The following is an 18,715-nucleotide window of genomic DNA, read 5'->3' as shown; positions in this document are numbered from 1 at the left end:
ATTGCCGATACCCTGTAAGATTTTTTGGCCCAGTTGGCTTTATATGGGGTTTTTGGAAAGCTGACGTTGTATATCTTCCTAAAACAAGTTTTTTGAGATTACAAAAGTTACTGGTTTGGATATTCAACGTAAGGACTTTTAAAACAATGAGGAATGTTATTGATGACAAATCATTAGATATAGCCTTAGCTGAATTGAGAAAAGCAACAAAAGGTGACATAAATGCTGGTTATGACTTTGTCGACCATGTTTACTCAATGACACCATTTATGGCCAATCATAATAAGAAACACTGGGGGATTAATAGTCAGAGAAATTTGTTACTACCTCCAAATGACTTTACCAGTTTTCAGAAGAAGAGCAGAGTCAGACACGTTTTAGAGAATGCTATTTTCATAGGTAATGATTGGAAGAGAAAGGGGCTTTCAGATTATATCGCCTTGGCAAACGCATTTCCAGAGTTGACTTTTCATGTCGTTGGAAAAGGAAATGAGAAACTTTATAAGAATGAAATTAAATATGATAACGTTGAATTTCATGGCTTGTTAATTGAAAGCCAACTCTTGGAACTCGTAATTAAGGCTGATCTACATATTTTACCTTCTCACTCAGAAGGACTGCCTCGTGTGTGGTTGGAGACACTAGCAAATGGATTACCTTCCATTTTATATAGCGGATATGGAATGGAGGATTTCGTAAAAAATGGGAAGACTGGTTTTGTGTTAAATGAATTTTTGGATTTGAAAAACTTGACAAGATCTATTTTGACTGATGAGGTCTCTCTAGAAGAACTTTCGAAAAACTGTATAGAAGAGTCTATAAACTATCATCCTAAAAAATTGACTTCGAGCTATGAAGAGGCCATCCAAGATCTCTACTATGAATGATAAAAGCCTTATTATTATCCAAGCTCGAATGTCTTCTACAAGAATGGCAGGGAAGGTCCTTAGACCTTTCTATGGTAATATGTCCCTACTAGATATCCAGTTGGATAAACTGAGGACACTTAATATTCCCATTGCCCTGGCAACCACTCTAAATTCAGCAGATGATCAATTAGAAAATTGGGGTGAAAACCATGCATTAATTGTTTATAGAGGGAGCGAGAACCATGTATTGAATCGTTTTATTGATTGTGCTGAGCATTTAGGTGCAGAAAATCTTATAAGAATTTGTTCGGATAACCCTTTTCTTCAAATTAATGAGATAGGAGGTTTTTTGGAGGCTTTAAAAGGAGAAACCGAATATGTAAGTCTGTGTGGAGCAGATGGAATGCCTGCTATAAGAAAGCACTGGGGTTTGTTTAGTGAGGGTGTAAAGTTGTCTGCTTTGAAAAAGGCTAAGCAGATGTTGAAAGACGACCCTGCCGAGGATTTTTACCAGGAGCATGTCACTAATTATTTATATGAGAATCCAGAAAAGTTTAAAGTTCTGTTGCAGACAGCTCCGAGTAGTGTTTCCGATAGAAATGATTTAAGGTTTACAATAGATACACCAGGAGATTTTAAACTAATGCAAAGGTTGTATAAAATGATAGGAGAAGAGAATTCCGGTTTTTCAGTGAATCAATTAGTTTCAACCTCCGATGCCAATCCTGATATTTTGAAAGTTATGAGTGAAGGAATTAGTAGTTTTAGTAAATAATAAGCCATGATTTGCTTTTGATACCATGACATTGAGCTAAGCAATACAACAGAATTATGCCAGATACATATTTAATTGGAGAGATTGGTCAAAACCACAATGGGTCCGTTGATCTTGCCAAGTTACTCATCGATAAAGCAGTACAGCCGGTTAAGGATGAGCTTTTCAATTTGAACCTAAAGCCATGGAATGCTGTAAAACTTACCAAAAGAGATCTTAGTGAGGAGTTATCGGCTTCCGCAATGAATAGACCTTATGACTCTCCCCATTCGTTTGGTAGAACATACGGAGCGCATAGAGAGAAGCTAGAACTTAATGATGAACAACACCTAGAGCTTTTTAATTATTCCAAATCTAAAGGTCTTGATTTTGTTGAAACCCTGTGCGCCATTGGATGCCTGAATATGTTAAAACTTTTCACGCCTGATCGGTTGAAAGTGGCCAGCAGAGATTTGACAAACTTACCATTGTTAAACGCTATGGCTGAGACGAATATTCCAATGATTATATCTACTGGAATGGGAGGAGTCGAAGAAATTGACGATGCCTTGGAGGTGATTACTAGGCATCATAAAAAAGTCTCCATTCTGCACTGTCTGTCTCAGTACCCTAGCGAATACAAAAATATAAACCTCAACAGTATTCATTTTCTGAAGGATCGTTATCCTGAATTTGAAATTGGTTACTCAGACCATAGCATTGGCATTGCGATTCCTCTGGCTGCAGTGGCAATGGGCGCTACGACTATAGAAAAGCATATTACCCTTGACAGAACCATGAAGGGTACAGATCAAGCAGGTTCTCTGGCTCCTGATGGTATGCGCAGGATGGTGCGTGATATTCGGAATCTTGAATTGGCTTTTGGTTCTAAGAAGAAGGAAAGTAATGAGGCGGTTCAAGGTGCGAGAATTAAACTTGAGAGAAGTATAGCTACAAAGTGTAATGTAACCAAAGGAGAGACACTAATGGAGAAGCATATACATCTGTTAAGCCCGGGCGATGGTCTGAAATGGTCTGAAAAGAATCAGCTATTGGGTAAGAAAGCCAAACAAGACATTCAGGCAGACGAAATCATTTATTTAGATATGCTGCAATGAATCTTCCTAAACTAATTTTAACTGATATTGATGGTGTCTGGACAGACGGAGGAATGTACTATGACCAGACAGGCAATGAATGGAAGAAATTCAATACCTCAGACAGTGCAGGTGTGCTATTCGCCAGGAAATTGAATATTTCAGTTGGCATCATTACAGGAGAAGATACTGCCATTGTAAAGCGAAGAGCTGAAAAGCTCGAAATTGACATGCTTCACCAAGGAATTAGCAAAAAGTTACAGGTAGCGGAAGGCATTTGCACAGAATTAGGTATAAACCTCTCGGAAGTCGCCTACATCGGTGATGATATCGGTGACCTTGAATTACTAAAGGTCTGTGGCGTTTCAGCAGCACCTGCCAATGCACCTGCTTACATTCAGAAACATGTCCACTACGTAACACAGAAATCGGGAGGAGAAGGCGCTTTCCGTGAGTTCGTTGAGTGGATTATTGAATCCAATGGCCAACAAATCGAAGATCTACTTTAAGTGATTGTTGTCATTCATAGGGCGTTTGCAACCGAACCTGTCTGCCTAAAGGAAGAGAACCTCCTATATTTAATCTGGATTGTCTGATAAAAAACACTATCTGCTTATTTGGCCTACAATTCGAAAGGACTGGGTAAAAGTCTTTGTGGATTTGAAAGATGATTTTCAACTTACTTTTCTTCCATCCACTTTTCCTAAAGTGCCGAACTTTGCAAATGATTTTAAATGTTGCTATTGGTCTGAATTCGATTCGGCTCAAGACATTTTAAAGAAGTTGATGCCTGATGGTATCATATTCATGTCGATTGAGTCTGGTCTAAGTATGGCTTTGAATCATACAGCACAAAAAGAAGGTATAAAAACGTACATTCTTCAACACGGAATTTTCACTAATTATCGTGATTACCGCACGAGAGAAAAGCTTTGGAGAAAGAAGGATGTAGTGCAAATGGTTAAGCAGGAGCAGTCAGAAAAAGCATTTAGTTCACTCTCATTTATTCGCAACTCATTGAAAGGTACGGATCAGATTAAGCTGGTCTTAATTGCACTATATACCAAGTTACAACAGAAAAAGGGAGCATATTGGACTGCCAAATATTTTCCATTAAAACTAAAAAAGGCAAGTCAGTATTTGTGTTTTAGTCCTTTTAACGCAACTATTCATAAAGAAATCGAACAGGTAAGTGATGAGCAGATCAAATATATAGGTAGTCCGGAGTTAATTCCTTATTTGGAGGTGGAAGAAAACTTGATGGAAGAAGGTTTCTATTTGCACATAGACCAAGCTTTGGCCGAAAATTCTTTTGGTGAAGAAACGGTCTCAAAAGTAAAGATGATTGAGTTTTATAATAAGCTGAATGAGTTTTGTTTGAGTAAAAAGGCTAAGCTTTTAATCAAATTGCATCCAGAATCTTATCGTTCTGATTGGCTTCCACAACACGAAAATATCACTTACCTGAAAGAGGTTGAGAATTTTAATCGAATTGTTCAAAGTGCCAAAGGCTGCTTCGGTTTTTATTCTACCATGATTATTCCTGCAGTCTACTGGAGGGCAACGGTACTTTTTAAAATTGAGTATTCTGGACTTCAAGAAGCTATTGATAGAATAAAGGGCGCTTCAATACTAGATTTCTGGAGTTTTAAGCCAGGTGATATTCAGTTAGATGAATATCAGGTAGAGAACGAGGTAATTAAACGACAATTTATCTTGCCAGAAGGAATCAGTCAGAACGCTTTGAGAGATCTTTTAAATGAATGAGGATAAGGTTTTCATTTACCCGAGTTTGGGAGGTAGCTATAGTATGAACCGATATTTTGATGGTTTGCTTAGTGGTCTCCAAGAGAATAACATCGCTTATGAGGTGGTTCGTCCAAATGCAAGGGGACTAAAAGCTAAGTATATCGATTATATTTTACTCTCAAGGAAAAAGAGGAAGAGCAAAGGAAAGCATGTAGTTATAAGTGAGCGCTATGCTTATTTAGTGCCATTTATGCATGAAGACTCGATCGTAATCTGTCACGATTTACATACGCTTTATCCTCAATCGAAATCTGCAAAGATCCACCAACGATTGTACCGCTTTTTCCTCAATAGGATGTTTAGGGCAAACAAAGTGGTTTGTGTATCAAATCACACTAAAAGTGACTTATTGAAGTTTATGCCGAAGTTCTCGCTTCACCAAAACTTGCAGGTAATTCATAATGGAATTGAGCCGTTTTGGGCTAAACAGACGAGGGTTGAAACTGAGAACTCAATGTTAATTAACCTGTTTAAGCACAACCAGATTTTGCTAGCTGTGGGTACCGATGCCTGGTATAAGAATAATCAATGGTCAATCAAGCTACTGGCGGACTTACCAGCTGAATTTCATTTTCTAAGAATAGGTTCGTTTAATGACTCTAATGAGCACCTGATACAAGATTTAGGTGTTCAGCACCGAATTACGCGATTTGAAAATCTGAGTGATTTAGACTTAAAGTACTGTTATCAGAATTCAAAATACCTGCTTTTTCCATCAATTTCTGAAGGGTTTGGTTGGCCAGCGTTAGAAGCTTCATTGAGTAATTGTACGATCATTTCTGATGGAGCTGGGGCAATAAGTGAATTTTTCATCAATAAAAAAGGTCTGACATTACTTAATGAAGCAAAGCATGCTGTTTTAAGAAAAGATCAAAATGAGGCAAAATTAGATTATCAAATTTGGAAAGACCAGGTAGTTAAACTGATAGGATGAAAATTCTTTTTACTCATCATAGGTACCATACCAACCTTTTTAATTGGTTTAGGGGGATTCAACTCAATGGACATGAGGTCAAATTGTTAGTATATAAGCCAGATGAGGTGGACCAAACAGACTTGCCTAAATCTACCTATCTAAGTCCTTCTAAGTGGTCAATCAGAAAGATGAAAAGCAGCCTTCGTAAACGAGGTGATGGAGTTGATAGTTTTTCACCATACTATTACCCCTCTTTTAGAACACTTTATCGATATCTTAAATCTGAGAAACCGGAAATCGTAGTAATCAGGCCAGTTTTTTCAAGGTTTGGTTACATGATTCTGTTTATGGCCGTTTGGTTCAAATGCAGAGTTGTTTTTCATAACCGAATAAGAATTCATCAACACTATTCTAAGCCAAAACTTATACTTCTTAAGATGACTCTTGGTCTGCTAGATGCTTATTGGATGTCTCCTTGTAAAGGAGCGCCTGATAAATATCCATTAGCCTCAAAAAGACTGATATATTTTCCATTTTTAATTCACGCTCAAATCAAAGGCAGAACCTATTTCAGAGAGGATAATATAAACATACTCTGTGTGGCAAAATATTTCAAGTCTAAAAATCCAGAGATGATGTTAAAAACATTTCTGAAACTGAGAGAGGGTTTCGACAATATTAAATTAACTATTTGTGGCACCGGAGATGAAGATGGTGCTTACTTCAAAAATATGCTGAGCATAAGAGAAAAGAGCCCATATTCTGACGATGTTGTACTATTGATCAACCAACCTATGGGGTTTATGGAGAAGTTATACATGGCACATGATATCTTTGTACTACCAACTAATCATGACCCGGCTTCCTTTACTGTTCTCGAAGCTATGTCTTATGGTTTAGCCACTGTAACGACCAATGTGGATGGCTCTTCCGGTTATATTGAGAATGGAAAGAATGGTTTTGTTGTGGAAAGAGGAAACAAAAAAATGCTTGAGGAAAAAATCAGGATTCTCCTCCAAAATAGATCATCAATCGAAGAAATGGGGCTAAAATCATTAGAGTTAGTCCAGAGAAATCATAGACCAACGAAAGTCATCAGGGAATTCCTAGAAAGCCTCATGTAATGAAAGTATATATTCTCATATGGAACTTCTCCATAGGCGGGGCTCAAAAGCATACAATACTACTTGGAAATGCGCTGATTGAATCAGGTTTTGAGGTTACTTTTCTGGCTGTAAAGTGTAGTGGGCCAATGATTGAACTCCTATCACCCCAGGTCAAGGTAGAAGAATTCCATATTCAAAAAACTAATAGCTTGAGAGGGCTAAGAGAGCTTTGTCAAAATCTCAAAAGTAAAATACCCCTAGGTGCGTCAATTATTGCTAATGGTCCTAATAATTTCCGGCAAATTGCGAGAATCAATATTCTGACCAGACGATGGAGATTAATCTACATCCTTCATAATGACCTTGATATTAAGAAGTCGCTTTTTTCTCGACTCAAAGTTATGGAGATGTCAACACTTTTAAATCAGAAGTTTTTAAAATTGGTAGCACTTTCTCCAGACCAAAAGGCAAAACATGAGAGAATTTATGGTATTAAGAAGATCCATTTGATTCCGAATTTTGTCAGTGAACATGTGTCGAACGGGAAAAAAACAAGGCCTGAGCCTATTGCTCTGTGTTTGGGGCGACTTTCTAAAGAAAAAGGGCATGAACAGCTAATAGAGGCAGCCAGGCTGCTCAAGGATGAAATCAACATTGACATTTACGGAGGTGGCCCATTAAAGGAAGAACTAGTACTCAAAAGAGACGAGTTAGGTTTGAGTAACATTAACTTTTATTCTCCTGTACTAGATGTTGATAAAATATTAGCTCAATATGACTTTTTAATTTTACCGTCATTGAGTGAAACCTTTGGTATGGTACTTATCGAAGCATTAAATGGGGGGGTGCCAGTAGTTTCCAGCGCTTGCAGTGGGCCAATCAGTATTGTGAAAGATAGAGTAAACGGGTTATTAGTACAACCTGGTGATGCTCAGGATTTGGCAAGAGGGATACAAGAGATGAATCAACTTGTGAATAATGGCTTTTTTGACAAAACGAAGTTGAGGGATTCAGTGTCTCAATACCACCTACATAACATCTTGCCCAAATACATTGAGGTGATCAAAAATTGGCAAGATTAATCTTATTTTACACGAATATATGATTTTACGTTCTATTTGCTAGGTGCAATTCGTTAGAAGCACTCACTATATATTTCCTAGAATAATGAAAGGTTTTATTAAGAAAATCGCTCCCGATGGTTTGTTGAGGATTTATGGGTACTATAAGAAGAGACGGCTTGAGAAGTATCTGAAAGGAAAATCTGCAAAAAAAGTCTTCAGCGAGATCTATAACACAAACAAATGGAAGGGGGAAACTAGCCGATCAGGGACGGGTTCGGACCCTTCTCAAACACATATCGTTATTGATGAGCTAAACAGAGTGATCGATGAATTTGAGATCAAAAGTGTTTTGGATTTACCTTGTGGTGATTTTGAATGGATGAGAAATGTTTCACTTGAAAACGTAAATTACTTAGGGGCAGATATTGTAGATGCGCTAATCGATCGAAATACACAACAGTTTGCCAGAGAGAATGTTAGTTTTCAGGTGATTGATCTAATCAAAGATGAACTCCCGAAAAGTGATTTGATAGTCACAAGAGATTGCTTGGTTCACTTGTGCTTTGAAGATGTTGTGGCGTCAATTAACAACATTAAGGCTTCTGGAAGCAAGTATTTGCTCACCACTACATTTCCGGCACACTCTAAAAATACGGATATTGTGACAGGACAATGGCGAACTTTGAATTTGCAGCTTTCCCCTTTTAATTTCCCTAAACCAATCAAAGTGATGAATGAAAATTGCACAGAAGCGGGTGGTATTTTCAAAGATAAATCTCTTGCTCTTTATTTAATTGACCATATACAGATACCAAAACTCAAGTAAGTTATAAATTCAGGTTCTAGGTTCTATTTTAACATAGGAGATCCTTTATCAAAGCTTTGTGAGCTAGATATTAATGCTATTCAATTCTTTAGACTTTGTCTTTTTCCTTCCCATAGTTTTTGGCCTCTATTGGTTTGTATTTATGGGGAATCTGAGATTACAAAATGCGCTTATAGTTGTAGCAAGTTATGTGTTCTATGGTTGGTGGGATTGGCGATTCTTGTTCTTAATTTTTCTTAGTACTACCATAGACTATATTATAGGCCTATGGTTAGAGAGGAGCCAGAATTCTGTTCGTAGGAAAGCTTTGTTAGCCACAAGTATTTTGGTAAACTTAGGAGTCCTAGGTTTTTTTAAATACTTCAACTTCTTTTTAGATAATCTTCAATCAGCTTTTTCATTTTTAGGATTTGAAATAAACACTTGGTCCCTTAGTATAATACTGCCTGTGGGTATAAGCTTTTATACATTTCAAACGCTGAGTTACACCATTGACATTTACCGAAAAAAACTGTCTGCAACTAATGACTTTATAGCATTTGGGGCCTTTGTTAGTTTTTTTCCTCAATTGGTTGCCGGACCTATTGAACGGGCTAACCACTTACTTCCTCAGTTTCAAAAGCGCAGGCAGTTTGATTATGCCCAGGCGACCAATGGAATGCGGCAGATTCTTTGGGGCTTCTTTAAAAAGCTAGTCATAGCCGACAATTGTGCTGTTTATGTAAACCAAATTTTTTCTGATCCATCTCAGTATAGCGGGAGTACCCTTTTCCTGGGAGCAATTCTGTTTGCCCTTCAGATTTATGGTGATTTTTCAGGTTATTCAGACATTGCCATCGGGGTTTCCAGGCTTTTTGGATTTGATTTAATGAAGAATTTCGCCTTTCCGTACTTTTCTAGAGACATTGCTGAGTTTTGGAGAAGGTGGCACATTTCTCTTTCTACTTGGTTTAGAGATTATTTGTACATTCCACTAGGAGGTAGTAAAGGATCCAAGCCATTTCAGATACGTAACGTTTTTATCATATTTCTAGTCAGTGGGTTATGGCATGGTGCCAATTGGACGTTTCTTTTATGGGGTGGATTAAACGCTCTTTACTTTATTCCTTTATTGCTCACAAATTCAAATCGTTCTAACCTGGATGTTGTATCTGCAAACAGGTTTCTACCTAGCCTTAAAGAATTGATCTATGTCATTGTAACTTTCACCTTAACGACTCTTGCCTGGGTAGCATTCAGGGCTGAAAATGTCATTCATGCTTGGCAGTACTATGCTGGTATTTTTGACCTTAGCTTTTTTACTATTCCAGTAGGACTTTTATCAAGTAGCTTACTTATGTTACTACTCTTGATTACATTTTTCATTTGCATCGAATGGTTGGGTAGAAAGAATGAGTTTGCATTAGAAAAAATGTTGCTGAATTCTGCCAAAATGCCTCGTTGGACTTTCTATACCTTCCTTATCTTCTTAATTGGAATGTTCATGCAAACAGAAGAATCTCCATTCATTTACTTTCAATTTTAATGAAGAAGTTTTTGAAAAACATAATTGGCTTTGGAATATTCGCCTTGATAGGCTACTCCATTATTATGTTTATCTGGTCCAGTTCAATCCCTTTTGAGTCGTTTAAGAAAAACATGAAGTATGTACGTGGTGGCAATGGGCATTTGTATACAAGGCTTCAAGAATTGGATACAGTTTCTAATATTGACATCCTTGTTCTGGGCTCTTCTCATGCCTATAGGGGGTTTGACCCTAGAATATTCAAGTCTCAGGGTATTGAGATCTTTGTTCTTGGCTCAAGTCAGCAAACACCATTTCAGACATTAGCACTCCTCAAGAGCTATTTGCAGGACTTTAAACCGAAACTTATCATTTACGAAGTCTACCCAGGTATTTTTCAAAATGATGGCGTGGAGTCTTCGTTAGATATAATCTCTAATGAGCCACTGAATTGGAATACTGTATCTATGGCCTTGAAAGTAAATCACCTGAAGACTTTCAATGTATTGAACTACGATATTTTTGTAGAGGCTTTAGGGTTGAAGAAATACTATCAGGAGCCGTTGATCAAAGATGATGAAAGATATGTTAGAGGCGGATATGTACAGAAAATCAACGTGAAATCTACTATTCAGCAAAACCACACTGTCTCAAACTATGAGCTTCAGAAGAACCAGATTGACAGTTTCGAAAAGATAGTAGCGCTCATAAAAGATAATGATTACCCGCTCTTATTGGTACAAGCTCCGATAACTCAAAACCTGTATAACTCAAGACTAAATAATTCTGAAGTAGACAGTCTGCTTTCAACTCAGGCACAGTATGTAAATTTCAATGACCTAATGGACTTAAGTAACGATTTTTTTTATGACAGTAATCACTTGAATCAAAATGGAGTAGAGTTATTTAATAAAACCTTAATTAATTGGTTACGAACTAATGGCTTGTAGACTTGAATACAATTAAATTGTCAGATTCCTGTAAGCTCCTTTAATTTGAACACTAGTAATTTCCTTTAGATAGATGAGAGTTTTATTTGTACAAAAAGAGGGAGGTATTTTTGGTGCTGAAAACTACCAGCTCAAAGTGGTCCCTGGACTTTTGGCCGAAGGAGTTCAGATTGAATTTCTTCGGCTTTACACGAATTATCAAGGGGGAGAAGACGGAGACTTTATCGATCGTCTTGAAGTTTTAGGTGTAAAGACCTATCAAGTCAATATTGGAAAAATCCCTACCTTAAGGGTGCTCAATAAGATTAAGAATATTGCAAATAATGGTGATTTTGATATTATCCATACGCATTTAATTCATGCTGATTTTCATCTAGCCCTGATCAAGGCTTTCATGAAGCTCCAGCCAATATTAGTTTCAACTAAGCATGGCTACGATAATAACTTTACTTCCAAATTTGGTTTTGATGCAACCAAACAGACTAAAACCCTTTACTATCTAATCAGTCGATGGGGAGAGCGACAAATGGACGCTTCCTATACAATATCAAAGGGCCTGCTAAATTTCTTCATCAAAACGCGCTTGGCGACACCGGAGAAAATGAGGCTTATTCACTATGGGTTTGATATGCCAGAGAACTACTTAAGCAAGGGCGATTTGTCATTGAGGTTGGCATCTAAGCAAATAATTATTGCCGGTAGGCTGATTCCTTTTAAGGGGCATGAATTTCTGATTAGGGCTATGGCTACGCTTAAATCGAGGTACAAAAGGGAGGTGAAATTATTGATACTAGGGACGGGAGAGTTTGAAAGTCACCTGAGACAATTGGTGACAGAAATGGGGTTGTTAAATCAAATCCAATTCTTAGGCTATTCTAATAGAGTAGGCGCTTATATGGCAAATTCGGATGTGGTAGTGGTGCCTTCAGTGTCTGAGGGATTTGGGGTTGTGTTTCTCGAAGCATTCAGTGCTAAGACTCCGGTTATATCTTGGGATGTTCCTTCCGGTAATGAGCTAATGGAAAACGGTAAAACAGGTTATCTTGTGCCACCTTATGATGTTGACAAATTGGCTGAGTTACTAATACAGGTCTTAGATAATCCCAAAAAACAAGAGAAGGTTGCGGAAAGAGCCTATAACCGGCTAAAGAGTCATTTCAATTTGGAACGTATGATAAACGAAACAATTGAGTTTTATAAAAAGGCTCTTTCTACCTAATGGCTTCTTTTGAAATTCCAGGTCTTTTGATTGCTGTAGTATTGTTTTCTTTACTCGCATTCTTCTACAGTCAAAAACATGTGCCAAGTAAGTTCCATGATATTGTGACATGGGCTGTGGTTATAAGGTTCTTTGGGGTGTTGGCATATGCCTTTGTGGCGTTTGGTATCTATAGAGGAGGAGCTGACCCTGTTATTTATTTTAGATGGGGGCAGAAATTTGCATCGTATTTCAGAGACTTTGATATGTCACCGTTATTTGATCCAACTACTTGGAGGGGGCCGGCTTTTACAGGAACGAATTTTGTGGGTTATCCTGCAGCACTTATGATCCTATTAGTCGGTGAAAGCTTTAGAGGGACTTGGTTATTATATTCTTCTCTATGCCTTATAGGCCTTTTTTATTTTGCCAAGGTATTTTATCGTGCCTATGGAGGTATCGAGTATAAAAAATATCTCTATATACTTTTGATCTATCCATCATTATGGTTTTGGACTGCAAATGTTAGTAAGGATACTTGGATGTTTCTGGGGGTCGCAGTCTTTATTACAGGTATAGTCTCAAACAATGGAAAGCAGAGTATTTGGGCAATGACTTTTGGACTCTTTTGGTGTTATTTAGTTAGGCCTCAGGTCGCTGCTATGCTTGCGTTTGCATTAGCAGGAGCGTATTTTTTAGGGTCTTTTAAGAAATTTAACCTGCAAAATATTTTCATTCTGGTTGTTGCTTCCATTGGGGCATTGTATTTTCTGTCAGTCGTTGGGGTCACTGATATTACGGAAGTAACCAATTTTGCAGAAGATCAGCGTAGAAAGTCGTCATATGGAGGGAGTGAGATTACTGTTTCAGAAGGGCCGCTTGGTTTTGTTCAAGCACCTATAAATATCTTGCTTCGACCGTTCCCTTGGGAGGTGACTAGCTTGTTACAAGTGATTAGTTTTCTAGATATATACATAATTTGGTTTTTAGTAATTAAAAATTGGAAAGCGGTTAAGAGAGCAGCATTCAGCATTCGTAGGGATAGGTTAATGGCTTTTAGTTTTGTATTCATTGGCCTCTTCGCAGTTGGCGCTGGATTAGCCCTTGTAAACATTGGCTTGATCGCGAGACAGCGAATAATACTCTATCCATTTATGTTTATGATTATATATGCTTATTCAGATAGACGAGTGGCATTTCTAAAGCAAAAGAGACAAGTTAAGCACAATCAAAGACTTAAAGAGATTGCAAAACTCCAAAAAGCCTAATTTTTTATTAATTGGAGGGTTCGCCTCTTCTCTAATTAACTTCAGAGGACCTTTACTAAAAAGTCTTGTGAAGGATTTCGAAGTTTATGCAGCAGCGCCATTCATAGATAAAAAAACCAGAACTCTTGTTGAGAAGATTGGTGTCCATTGCATATCTACTGAGTTTGACAGAACCGGACTGAATCCTATCAAAGACGTCAGAGCCTATTTTAAGTTTAAGAGACAGCTACGAAGCATCGAACCAGACTATGTTCTAGCTTATACCATAAAGCCAGTCGTCTTCGGGTTAAGAGCTCTTAGTTCAAAAGATGTATCAAGGTTTGCATTAATAACAGGTAAAGGGTCAGGCTTTGATCAATCAACTTTCAAAAGTCGAATGGTGCGTTTTTTTGTTAAAGCTTTGTATAAAAGTGCCTTGAGTTCTGTCAATGGTGTAATCTTTCAAAACGACCAGGACAAAGATTTTTTTGAATCCGAGGGAATTCTTTCGAAAGCCTCAAGATCCACAGTAATCAAGGGTACCGGTGTAGATTTAAATCACTATAAGAGTAGAGCTAGTCATACTAAAAATGACAAGACGGTATTTCTTTTCATAGCAAGAATGATACGGGAGAAGGGTATTCCAGAACTTTTGGAAGCAACAACTCTACTTCGGCAATCCCATGGGAACTTTGAAGTACAACTGTTGGGTTGGATAGATCCTAATCCGGGAGGTATTTCAAAAGATGAAATTAACAGACAGCATGAGTCAGGTTTGATAAATTACCTTGGTACGACCGATGACGTCCGTCCATTTATGGATGCGGCTGATGTTTTCGTGCTCCCTAGTTATTATAATGAGGGTTTGCCGCGTACGATTCAGGAGGCAATGGCAATGGGTAAACCCATCATTACAACCGACCACCCAGGTTGTAGAGAGACTGTTGAGGATAGAAAAAATGGCTTACTTATTCCGGTAAGAAATAGTGAAGCACTTGCAGAGGCAATGAAATCCTTTCTAATTAATCCAGAACAAATTGAAAGTATGGGAAAGGAGAGTCTTATCTTGGCTCGTGAACGATTTGATGTAAATCAAATTAATCAAAAAATCTTCCGTTTTATGAAACTGGCAGATGTATAGATATTTTTTTAAGAGAATTTTTGACGTTTTTTTTGCCACTCTAGTTATAGTAGCCCTTTTGCCTTTTTTCCTTCTCTTGCTTTTGGTGATGATAGTGATGACCGGAGGAAGTGTATTCTTTTTTCAAAAAAGACCTGGGAAAAATGGAAAAATTTTCACGATTGCGAAATTGAAAACAATGAATGACCTCAAGGACGAAAACGGTGTCCTTTTGGCTGATGCTTATAGACTGACCAAAATAGGGAAGATTGTGAGGGGCTTGTCTCTAGATGAGTTACCACAACTGATTAATGTTCTCAAAGGAGATATGTCTTTTGTTGGTCCACGGCCTCTTCTGGTAGAATATCTACCACTCTACAGTGAGGAGCAAAGTCGAAGGCATAGTGTGAGACCAGGTATAACTGGATGGGCTCAAGTTAATGGTAGAAATACAATTAGCTGGGAAAAGAAGTTTGAATACGATGTTTGGTATGTGGATCATTTATCTTTTGGCTTAGATCTCAAAATCTTACTTTTAACTGTCTTAAAAATTTTTAGAACAAAAGAAACTAGTTCTGCCACTTCGCAGACAATGGAAAAATTTACCGGGAATAAATTATGATACTATTTGGAGCTTCAGGACATGCCAAAGTAATTATTGATATTCTAGAAAAGCAGAATGTTGATATCGGTTATTTAGTAGATGCCAACCCTGAGATTGAGTCACTTCAGTCTTATAATGTAATTCATGATTCTGATTTTTCAATAGGAAGTGAGGATGTTATAATATCAATCGGGTCGAATAAAATCAGAAAGCGAATCGCAGAGAAGCTCAGTGCCAAGTTTGGCTGGGCTGTACATCCCAATGCTACTTTGGGTGATGATGTATCTATTGGTCAAGGTACTGTTGTTATGGCTGGCTCGACAATAAATAGTTCCGTGGATATTGGAAATCATGTAATCATTAATACATCAGCTTGTGTTGATCATGATTGTAAAGTGGACGATTATGCGCATATTTCTCCAGGAGCAATTCTATGTGGAACAGTGCATGTGGGTGAAGGAACACATGTTGGAGCAGGCGCTACTGTTATTCCCAATCTGAGTATAGGAAAATGGGTGACTATTGGAGCAGGTGCGGTCATTATTGAGGATGTACCAGATGGAGCTATTGTGGTTGGAAACCCAGGGAAAATAATAGACTATAATGACTGATCGATCGAAGATTTTATTGTCTTCACCCCACTTGGGAGGACACGAACAAAAATTTGTTCAGACTGCTTTCGATACCAATTGGATAGCACCTTTAGGCCCCAATGTTGATGGTTTTGAATCTGATCTCCAGGACTACTCAGGAGTTCCACATGCAGCAGTTTTGGCAAGTGGTACTGCAGCAATTCACCTCGCTTTGATAATCTTGGGTGTGAAGCAATATGATGAAGTACTGGTTTCTACATTCACATTTTCTGGCTCGGTTAATCCCATCATATATCAAGGAGGTGTTCCTATAATGGTAGACAGTGAGCCAGAAACCTGGAATATGTCACCAGAGCATTTAGAGAATGCCATTGTTGATAGATTAACTAAGACAGGAAATGTGCCTAAGGCTTTAATCTTGGTTCATCTTTATGGAATGCCAGCTAAGCTTGATGAGATAATTGAGGTTTGTAAAAAGTATGAAATACCAATAATCGAAGATGCTGCCGAGGCACTTGGTAGTTCTTACAAGAATAGAAAATTGGGCTCTTTTGGAGACATGAGTATTTACTCATTTAACGGAAATAAAATTATCACTACTTCAGGAGGTGGAGCGCTGTTATCAAATAATGAGGAATGGATCAAAAGGTCTAGATTCTTAGCTACACAGGCAAGAGATAACTATGTTCATTATGAACACAGTGCCATTGGGTATAATTATCGAATGTCAAATGTGGTTGCGGGTATTGGAAGAGGGCAGATGCTAGTGCTTGACGATTGGGTAGAGAAGAGGAGAACAATCAATAGTTTTTATAGACAACTTCTTGAGGGATTAGATGGTGTTGAATTCCTGGTTGAACCAAATAATGATTATTTCTCAAATCATTGGCTTTCAGCTTTGGTTATTGATGAAAGCTCTCTTGGCCTAGATCGAGAAAGGATTAGGTTGCATTTGCTTGCAGATAACATAGAATCAAGGCCCCTCTGGAAACCGATGCACATGCAACCGATTTTCAGTCATTTCCCATACTATGGTGATAGATTATCGGAAAGGCTCTTCCATAACGGACTCTGCCTACCCTCTGGCTCAAACCTGGGAGATCCAGAAATGCATAGAATCGAAAAGAGCTTAAACAGGTTATTGTTGAAAGGATGATAAGTAGAATAAAAACTCTTAACGTACTTCCTAGATGGATAATTGTCTTTATTGATTTGATGGTATTCTCGGTATCCGCCTTGGTTGCCTATCTGCTGAGATTGAACTTTCTAATAGACCAGCTTTATGAATTTGACTTTCTTCGGGGGACACTGATATTTACTGCTTCAGGTTTTATAGGGTCATTGTTAACCAGAAGTTTTGCAGGAATTATTAGGTATACGGGGATTCAGGATACACTTAGGGTACTTTATGCTAATTTGGTTACACTTCTTATCATATTTGCGGTCAATTATCTTTCAGAGAACTCTTTGCCATATTCGGTGGCGCTTATTGCTTTTCTTGTTTCATTGGTTCTTTCAATTAGTTATCGATTGCTGGTTAAAGAACTCTTTGCATTTTATCGTACTGGTCCAAAGGCGGAGAGAAAGGTTCTTATTATGGGTGCCGGTAGATCTGGAATGATGACAAAGCAGTTACTCGACAATGATACTAAATCAAACATTAAGGTAGTTGGTTTCCTTGAGGACAATGAAAGAAAGATAGGGAATGTTATTGGTGGTGTAAAGATCTATTCTGCTACTGCTGAGTTTGAAAAGGTAGTATTAAAGCATGGTCCTACTGAGCTTATTATTGCGGTTACCAACCTTTCCCTAGACAAGAAAAATGACTTAGTCGATCGATGTCTAGAATTCGGTATAAAAGTGTCTGCGGTACCTTCCACAGATAAATGGATTGGAGGTGAGTTTGATATTTCTCAGATTAAAGAAGTAAGGATTGAAGATTTACTTGGCAGAAATGCAATTGTTTTGAATAACGATTTTGTCTCTAATGAGATGCAGAAAAAGTCTATTCTAATAACAGGCGCTGCCGGTTCAATTGGAAGTGAAATAGCAAGGCAGATTGTAAGATATAACCCTTCACAGTTGATCCTATTAGATCAATGGGAAACTGGATTATTCGAAATTGAAAATGAACTACGATCAATTCTCAAGTTAGATGAGCGCCTAGTCTGTTTTGTGGCAGATGTTACGAATGCTAAACGAGTTAGGGCATGCTTTGATGTTTATAAGCCAGATATGGTATTTCATGCGGCAGCATATAAACATGTGCCTATGATGGAGGCTAATGTGCCAGAGGCGATCGAGTGTAATGTGATGGGTACTAAGAATTTGGCCGACATATCTGTAGAGTTCAATGTTCAGAAATTCGTGATGGTTTCCACAGATAAGGCAGTGAACCCAACAAGTGTTATGGGTGCCACAAAGCGTGCCGCTGAGATTTATGTACAATCATTAAATGGGTTTCTTGGATCTTTGGACAAGACGGATAGCACAAAATTTATCACGACAAGATTTGGGAATGTCTTAGGTTCTAATGGATCAGTGATACCAATATTTAAGAAGCAAATTCAGAATGGTGGGCCAATTACTGTTACACATCCAGAAATCACCCGTTTTTTTATGACGATTCCAGAGTCATGCAGCTTGGTATTGGAGGCCGCAACGATGGGTAATGGAGGTGAAATCTTTGTGTTCGATATGGGAAGGTCTGTCAAAATTGTAGACTTGGCAAAGCGTATGATCCAACTGTCAGGACTGATTGAAGGTAAGGATATTGAGATAGCATTTACTGGACTTAGACCTGGGGAGAAACTGTTTGAAGAGTTGCTTGACAGCAATGAAAACAATATGGCTACTCATCATCCGAAAATCATGATAGCTAAAACCCGTACGATAGAGTTTTCGAGTGTAAAATCAACTTTAGATAATATTGCCAAAATACTGGAAGGGGATAAGTCAGAGATTGAGTTTGACTTGGTTACTCAATTGAAGTCCTTTATTGTAGAATACAAAAGTAAAGCATCTCCGTTCGAGGTCTTAGACTGACGCCCTTATTGGG

The 18,715-nt window shown here is 38.0% G+C and carries 18 protein-coding genes; all 18 read left to right on the top strand.

Going from position 1 to position 18,715, the window contains the following annotated elements; translation table 11 throughout:
* Nucleotides 1–92: 92 nt before the first annotated feature.
* The 18 genes from J4E76_RS07910 (at nucleotide 93) to J4E76_RS07825 (ending at nucleotide 18,702) form a co-directional block, all read left to right on the top strand.
* Entirely contained in the window at nucleotides 93–887 is a 795-nt protein-coding gene (locus J4E76_RS07910) for a glycosyltransferase family 4 protein (protein ID WP_208502892.1), read from the top strand.
* A complete protein-coding gene (locus J4E76_RS07905) occupies nucleotides 853–1,644 on the top strand; it encodes a cytidylyltransferase domain-containing protein (RefSeq protein ID WP_370592798.1) in 792 nt (263 codons plus the stop codon). The genes J4E76_RS07910 and J4E76_RS07905 overlap by 35 nt, the downstream gene beginning before the upstream one ends.
* Nucleotides 1,645–1,700: 56 nt before the next feature.
* The gene (locus J4E76_RS07900) at nucleotides 1,701–2,741 is read left to right on the top strand and encodes an N-acetylneuraminate synthase family protein (protein WP_208502889.1); all 1,041 of its coding nucleotides are present in this window, start codon (nucleotides 1,701–1,703) and stop codon (nucleotides 2,739–2,741) included.
* Nucleotides 2,738–3,229 carry an HAD family hydrolase gene (locus tag J4E76_RS07895; protein ID WP_208502887.1) on the top strand — a complete coding sequence of 164 codons (492 nt, stop codon included), beginning with the start codon at nucleotides 2,738–2,740 and terminating at the stop codon, nucleotides 3,227–3,229. Before J4E76_RS07900 ends, J4E76_RS07895 begins: the two co-directional genes overlap by 4 nt.
* Nucleotides 3,230–3,308: 79 nt before the next feature.
* On the top strand, nucleotides 3,309–4,487 hold the full coding sequence (locus tag J4E76_RS07890; RefSeq protein WP_208502885.1) for a polysialyltransferase family glycosyltransferase: 1,179 nt from the start codon (nucleotides 3,309–3,311) through the stop codon (nucleotides 4,485–4,487).
* A complete protein-coding gene (locus J4E76_RS07885; RefSeq protein ID WP_208502883.1) occupies nucleotides 4,480–5,463 on the top strand; it encodes a glycosyltransferase in 984 nt (327 codons plus the stop codon). The genes J4E76_RS07890 and J4E76_RS07885 overlap by 8 nt, the downstream gene beginning before the upstream one ends.
* Nucleotides 5,460–6,569 (top strand): glycosyltransferase family 4 protein, encoded by a 1,110-nt coding sequence (locus J4E76_RS07880; RefSeq protein ID WP_208502880.1) that lies wholly within the window; start codon nucleotides 5,460–5,462, stop codon nucleotides 6,567–6,569. Before J4E76_RS07885 ends, J4E76_RS07880 begins: the two co-directional genes overlap by 4 nt.
* Nucleotides 6,569–7,633, top strand: coding sequence for a glycosyltransferase (locus J4E76_RS07875; protein ID WP_208502878.1), 1,065 nt, complete (start codon nucleotides 6,569–6,571; stop codon nucleotides 7,631–7,633). The genes J4E76_RS07880 and J4E76_RS07875 overlap by 1 nt, the downstream gene beginning before the upstream one ends.
* 85 nt (nucleotides 7,634–7,718) lie before the next feature.
* On the top strand, nucleotides 7,719–8,441 hold the full coding sequence (locus J4E76_RS07870) for a class I SAM-dependent methyltransferase (RefSeq protein WP_208502876.1): 723 nt from the start codon (nucleotides 7,719–7,721) through the stop codon (nucleotides 8,439–8,441).
* Between the two features lie 73 nt (nucleotides 8,442–8,514).
* Nucleotides 8,515–9,966, top strand: a complete 1,452-nt coding sequence (locus J4E76_RS07865) for an MBOAT family protein (RefSeq protein ID WP_208502874.1) — start codon at nucleotides 8,515–8,517, stop codon at nucleotides 9,964–9,966.
* On the top strand, nucleotides 9,966–10,895 hold the full coding sequence (locus tag J4E76_RS07860; RefSeq protein WP_208502872.1) for a hypothetical protein: 930 nt from the start codon (nucleotides 9,966–9,968) through the stop codon (nucleotides 10,893–10,895). Before J4E76_RS07865 ends, J4E76_RS07860 begins: the two co-directional genes overlap by 1 nt.
* Before the next feature lie 73 nt (nucleotides 10,896–10,968).
* Entirely contained in the window at nucleotides 10,969–12,114 is a 1,146-nt protein-coding gene (locus tag J4E76_RS07855) for a glycosyltransferase family 4 protein (RefSeq protein ID WP_208502870.1), read from the top strand.
* A complete protein-coding gene (locus J4E76_RS07850; RefSeq protein WP_208502869.1) occupies nucleotides 12,114–13,361 on the top strand; it encodes a hypothetical protein in 1,248 nt (415 codons plus the stop codon). Before J4E76_RS07855 ends, J4E76_RS07850 begins: the two co-directional genes overlap by 1 nt.
* Nucleotides 13,339–14,481 (top strand): glycosyltransferase family 4 protein, encoded by a 1,143-nt coding sequence (locus tag J4E76_RS07845; RefSeq protein WP_236017333.1) that lies wholly within the window; start codon nucleotides 13,339–13,341, stop codon nucleotides 14,479–14,481. The genes J4E76_RS07850 and J4E76_RS07845 overlap by 23 nt, the downstream gene beginning before the upstream one ends.
* Nucleotides 14,474–15,082, top strand: a complete 609-nt coding sequence (locus J4E76_RS07840) for a sugar transferase (protein ID WP_208502865.1) — start codon at nucleotides 14,474–14,476, stop codon at nucleotides 15,080–15,082. Before J4E76_RS07845 ends, J4E76_RS07840 begins: the two co-directional genes overlap by 8 nt.
* Nucleotides 15,079–15,675, top strand: coding sequence for an acetyltransferase (locus J4E76_RS07835; protein ID WP_208502864.1), 597 nt, complete (start codon nucleotides 15,079–15,081; stop codon nucleotides 15,673–15,675). The genes J4E76_RS07840 and J4E76_RS07835 overlap by 4 nt, the downstream gene beginning before the upstream one ends.
* Entirely contained in the window at nucleotides 15,668–16,813 is a 1,146-nt protein-coding gene (locus tag J4E76_RS07830) for a DegT/DnrJ/EryC1/StrS aminotransferase family protein (protein WP_208502862.1), read from the top strand. Before J4E76_RS07835 ends, J4E76_RS07830 begins: the two co-directional genes overlap by 8 nt.
* Entirely contained in the window at nucleotides 16,810–18,702 is a 1,893-nt protein-coding gene (locus J4E76_RS07825; protein WP_208502860.1) for a nucleoside-diphosphate sugar epimerase/dehydratase, read from the top strand. Before J4E76_RS07830 ends, J4E76_RS07825 begins: the two co-directional genes overlap by 4 nt.
* The last annotated feature ends 13 nt before the right edge of the window (nucleotides 18,703–18,715 follow it).

The sequence above is a fragment of the Roseivirga sp. E12 genome, from assembly GCF_017592825.1.
Lineage (GTDB): Bacteria > Bacteroidota > Bacteroidia > Cytophagales > Cyclobacteriaceae > Roseivirga.
The sequence above is the reverse complement of the archived record's forward strand: the minus strand, read 5'-3'. Positions and strand labels throughout refer to the sequence as shown.

Coding starts and splice junctions, on each gene's coding strand:
- J4E76_RS07835 (WP_208502864.1), top strand. CDS start 15,079: ATGATACTATTTGGAGCTTCAGGACATGCCAAAGTAATTATTGATATT.
- J4E76_RS07850 (WP_208502869.1), top strand. CDS start 12,114: ATGGCTTCTTTTGAAATTCCAGGTCTTTTGATTGCTGTAGTATTGTTT.
- J4E76_RS07900 (WP_208502889.1), top strand. CDS start 1,701: ATGCCAGATACATATTTAATTGGAGAGATTGGTCAAAACCACAATGGG.
- J4E76_RS07870 (WP_208502876.1), top strand. CDS start 7,719: ATGAAAGGTTTTATTAAGAAAATCGCTCCCGATGGTTTGTTGAGGATT.
- J4E76_RS07895 (WP_208502887.1), top strand. CDS start 2,738: ATGAATCTTCCTAAACTAATTTTAACTGATATTGATGGTGTCTGGACA.
- J4E76_RS07905 (WP_370592798.1), top strand. CDS start 853: ATGAAGAGGCCATCCAAGATCTCTACTATGAATGATAAAAGCCTTATT.
- J4E76_RS07880 (WP_208502880.1), top strand. CDS start 5,460: ATGAAAATTCTTTTTACTCATCATAGGTACCATACCAACCTTTTTAAT.
- J4E76_RS07855 (WP_208502870.1), top strand. CDS start 10,969: ATGAGAGTTTTATTTGTACAAAAAGAGGGAGGTATTTTTGGTGCTGAA.
- J4E76_RS07860 (WP_208502872.1), top strand. CDS start 9,966: ATGAAGAAGTTTTTGAAAAACATAATTGGCTTTGGAATATTCGCCTTG.
- J4E76_RS07840 (WP_208502865.1), top strand. CDS start 14,474: ATGTATAGATATTTTTTTAAGAGAATTTTTGACGTTTTTTTTGCCACT.
- J4E76_RS07885 (WP_208502883.1), top strand. CDS start 4,480: ATGAATGAGGATAAGGTTTTCATTTACCCGAGTTTGGGAGGTAGCTAT.
- J4E76_RS07875 (WP_208502878.1), top strand. CDS start 6,569: ATGAAAGTATATATTCTCATATGGAACTTCTCCATAGGCGGGGCTCAA.
- J4E76_RS07830 (WP_208502862.1), top strand. CDS start 15,668: ATGACTGATCGATCGAAGATTTTATTGTCTTCACCCCACTTGGGAGGA.
- J4E76_RS07865 (WP_208502874.1), top strand. CDS start 8,515: ATGCTATTCAATTCTTTAGACTTTGTCTTTTTCCTTCCCATAGTTTTT.
- J4E76_RS07825 (WP_208502860.1), top strand. CDS start 16,810: ATGATAAGTAGAATAAAAACTCTTAACGTACTTCCTAGATGGATAATT.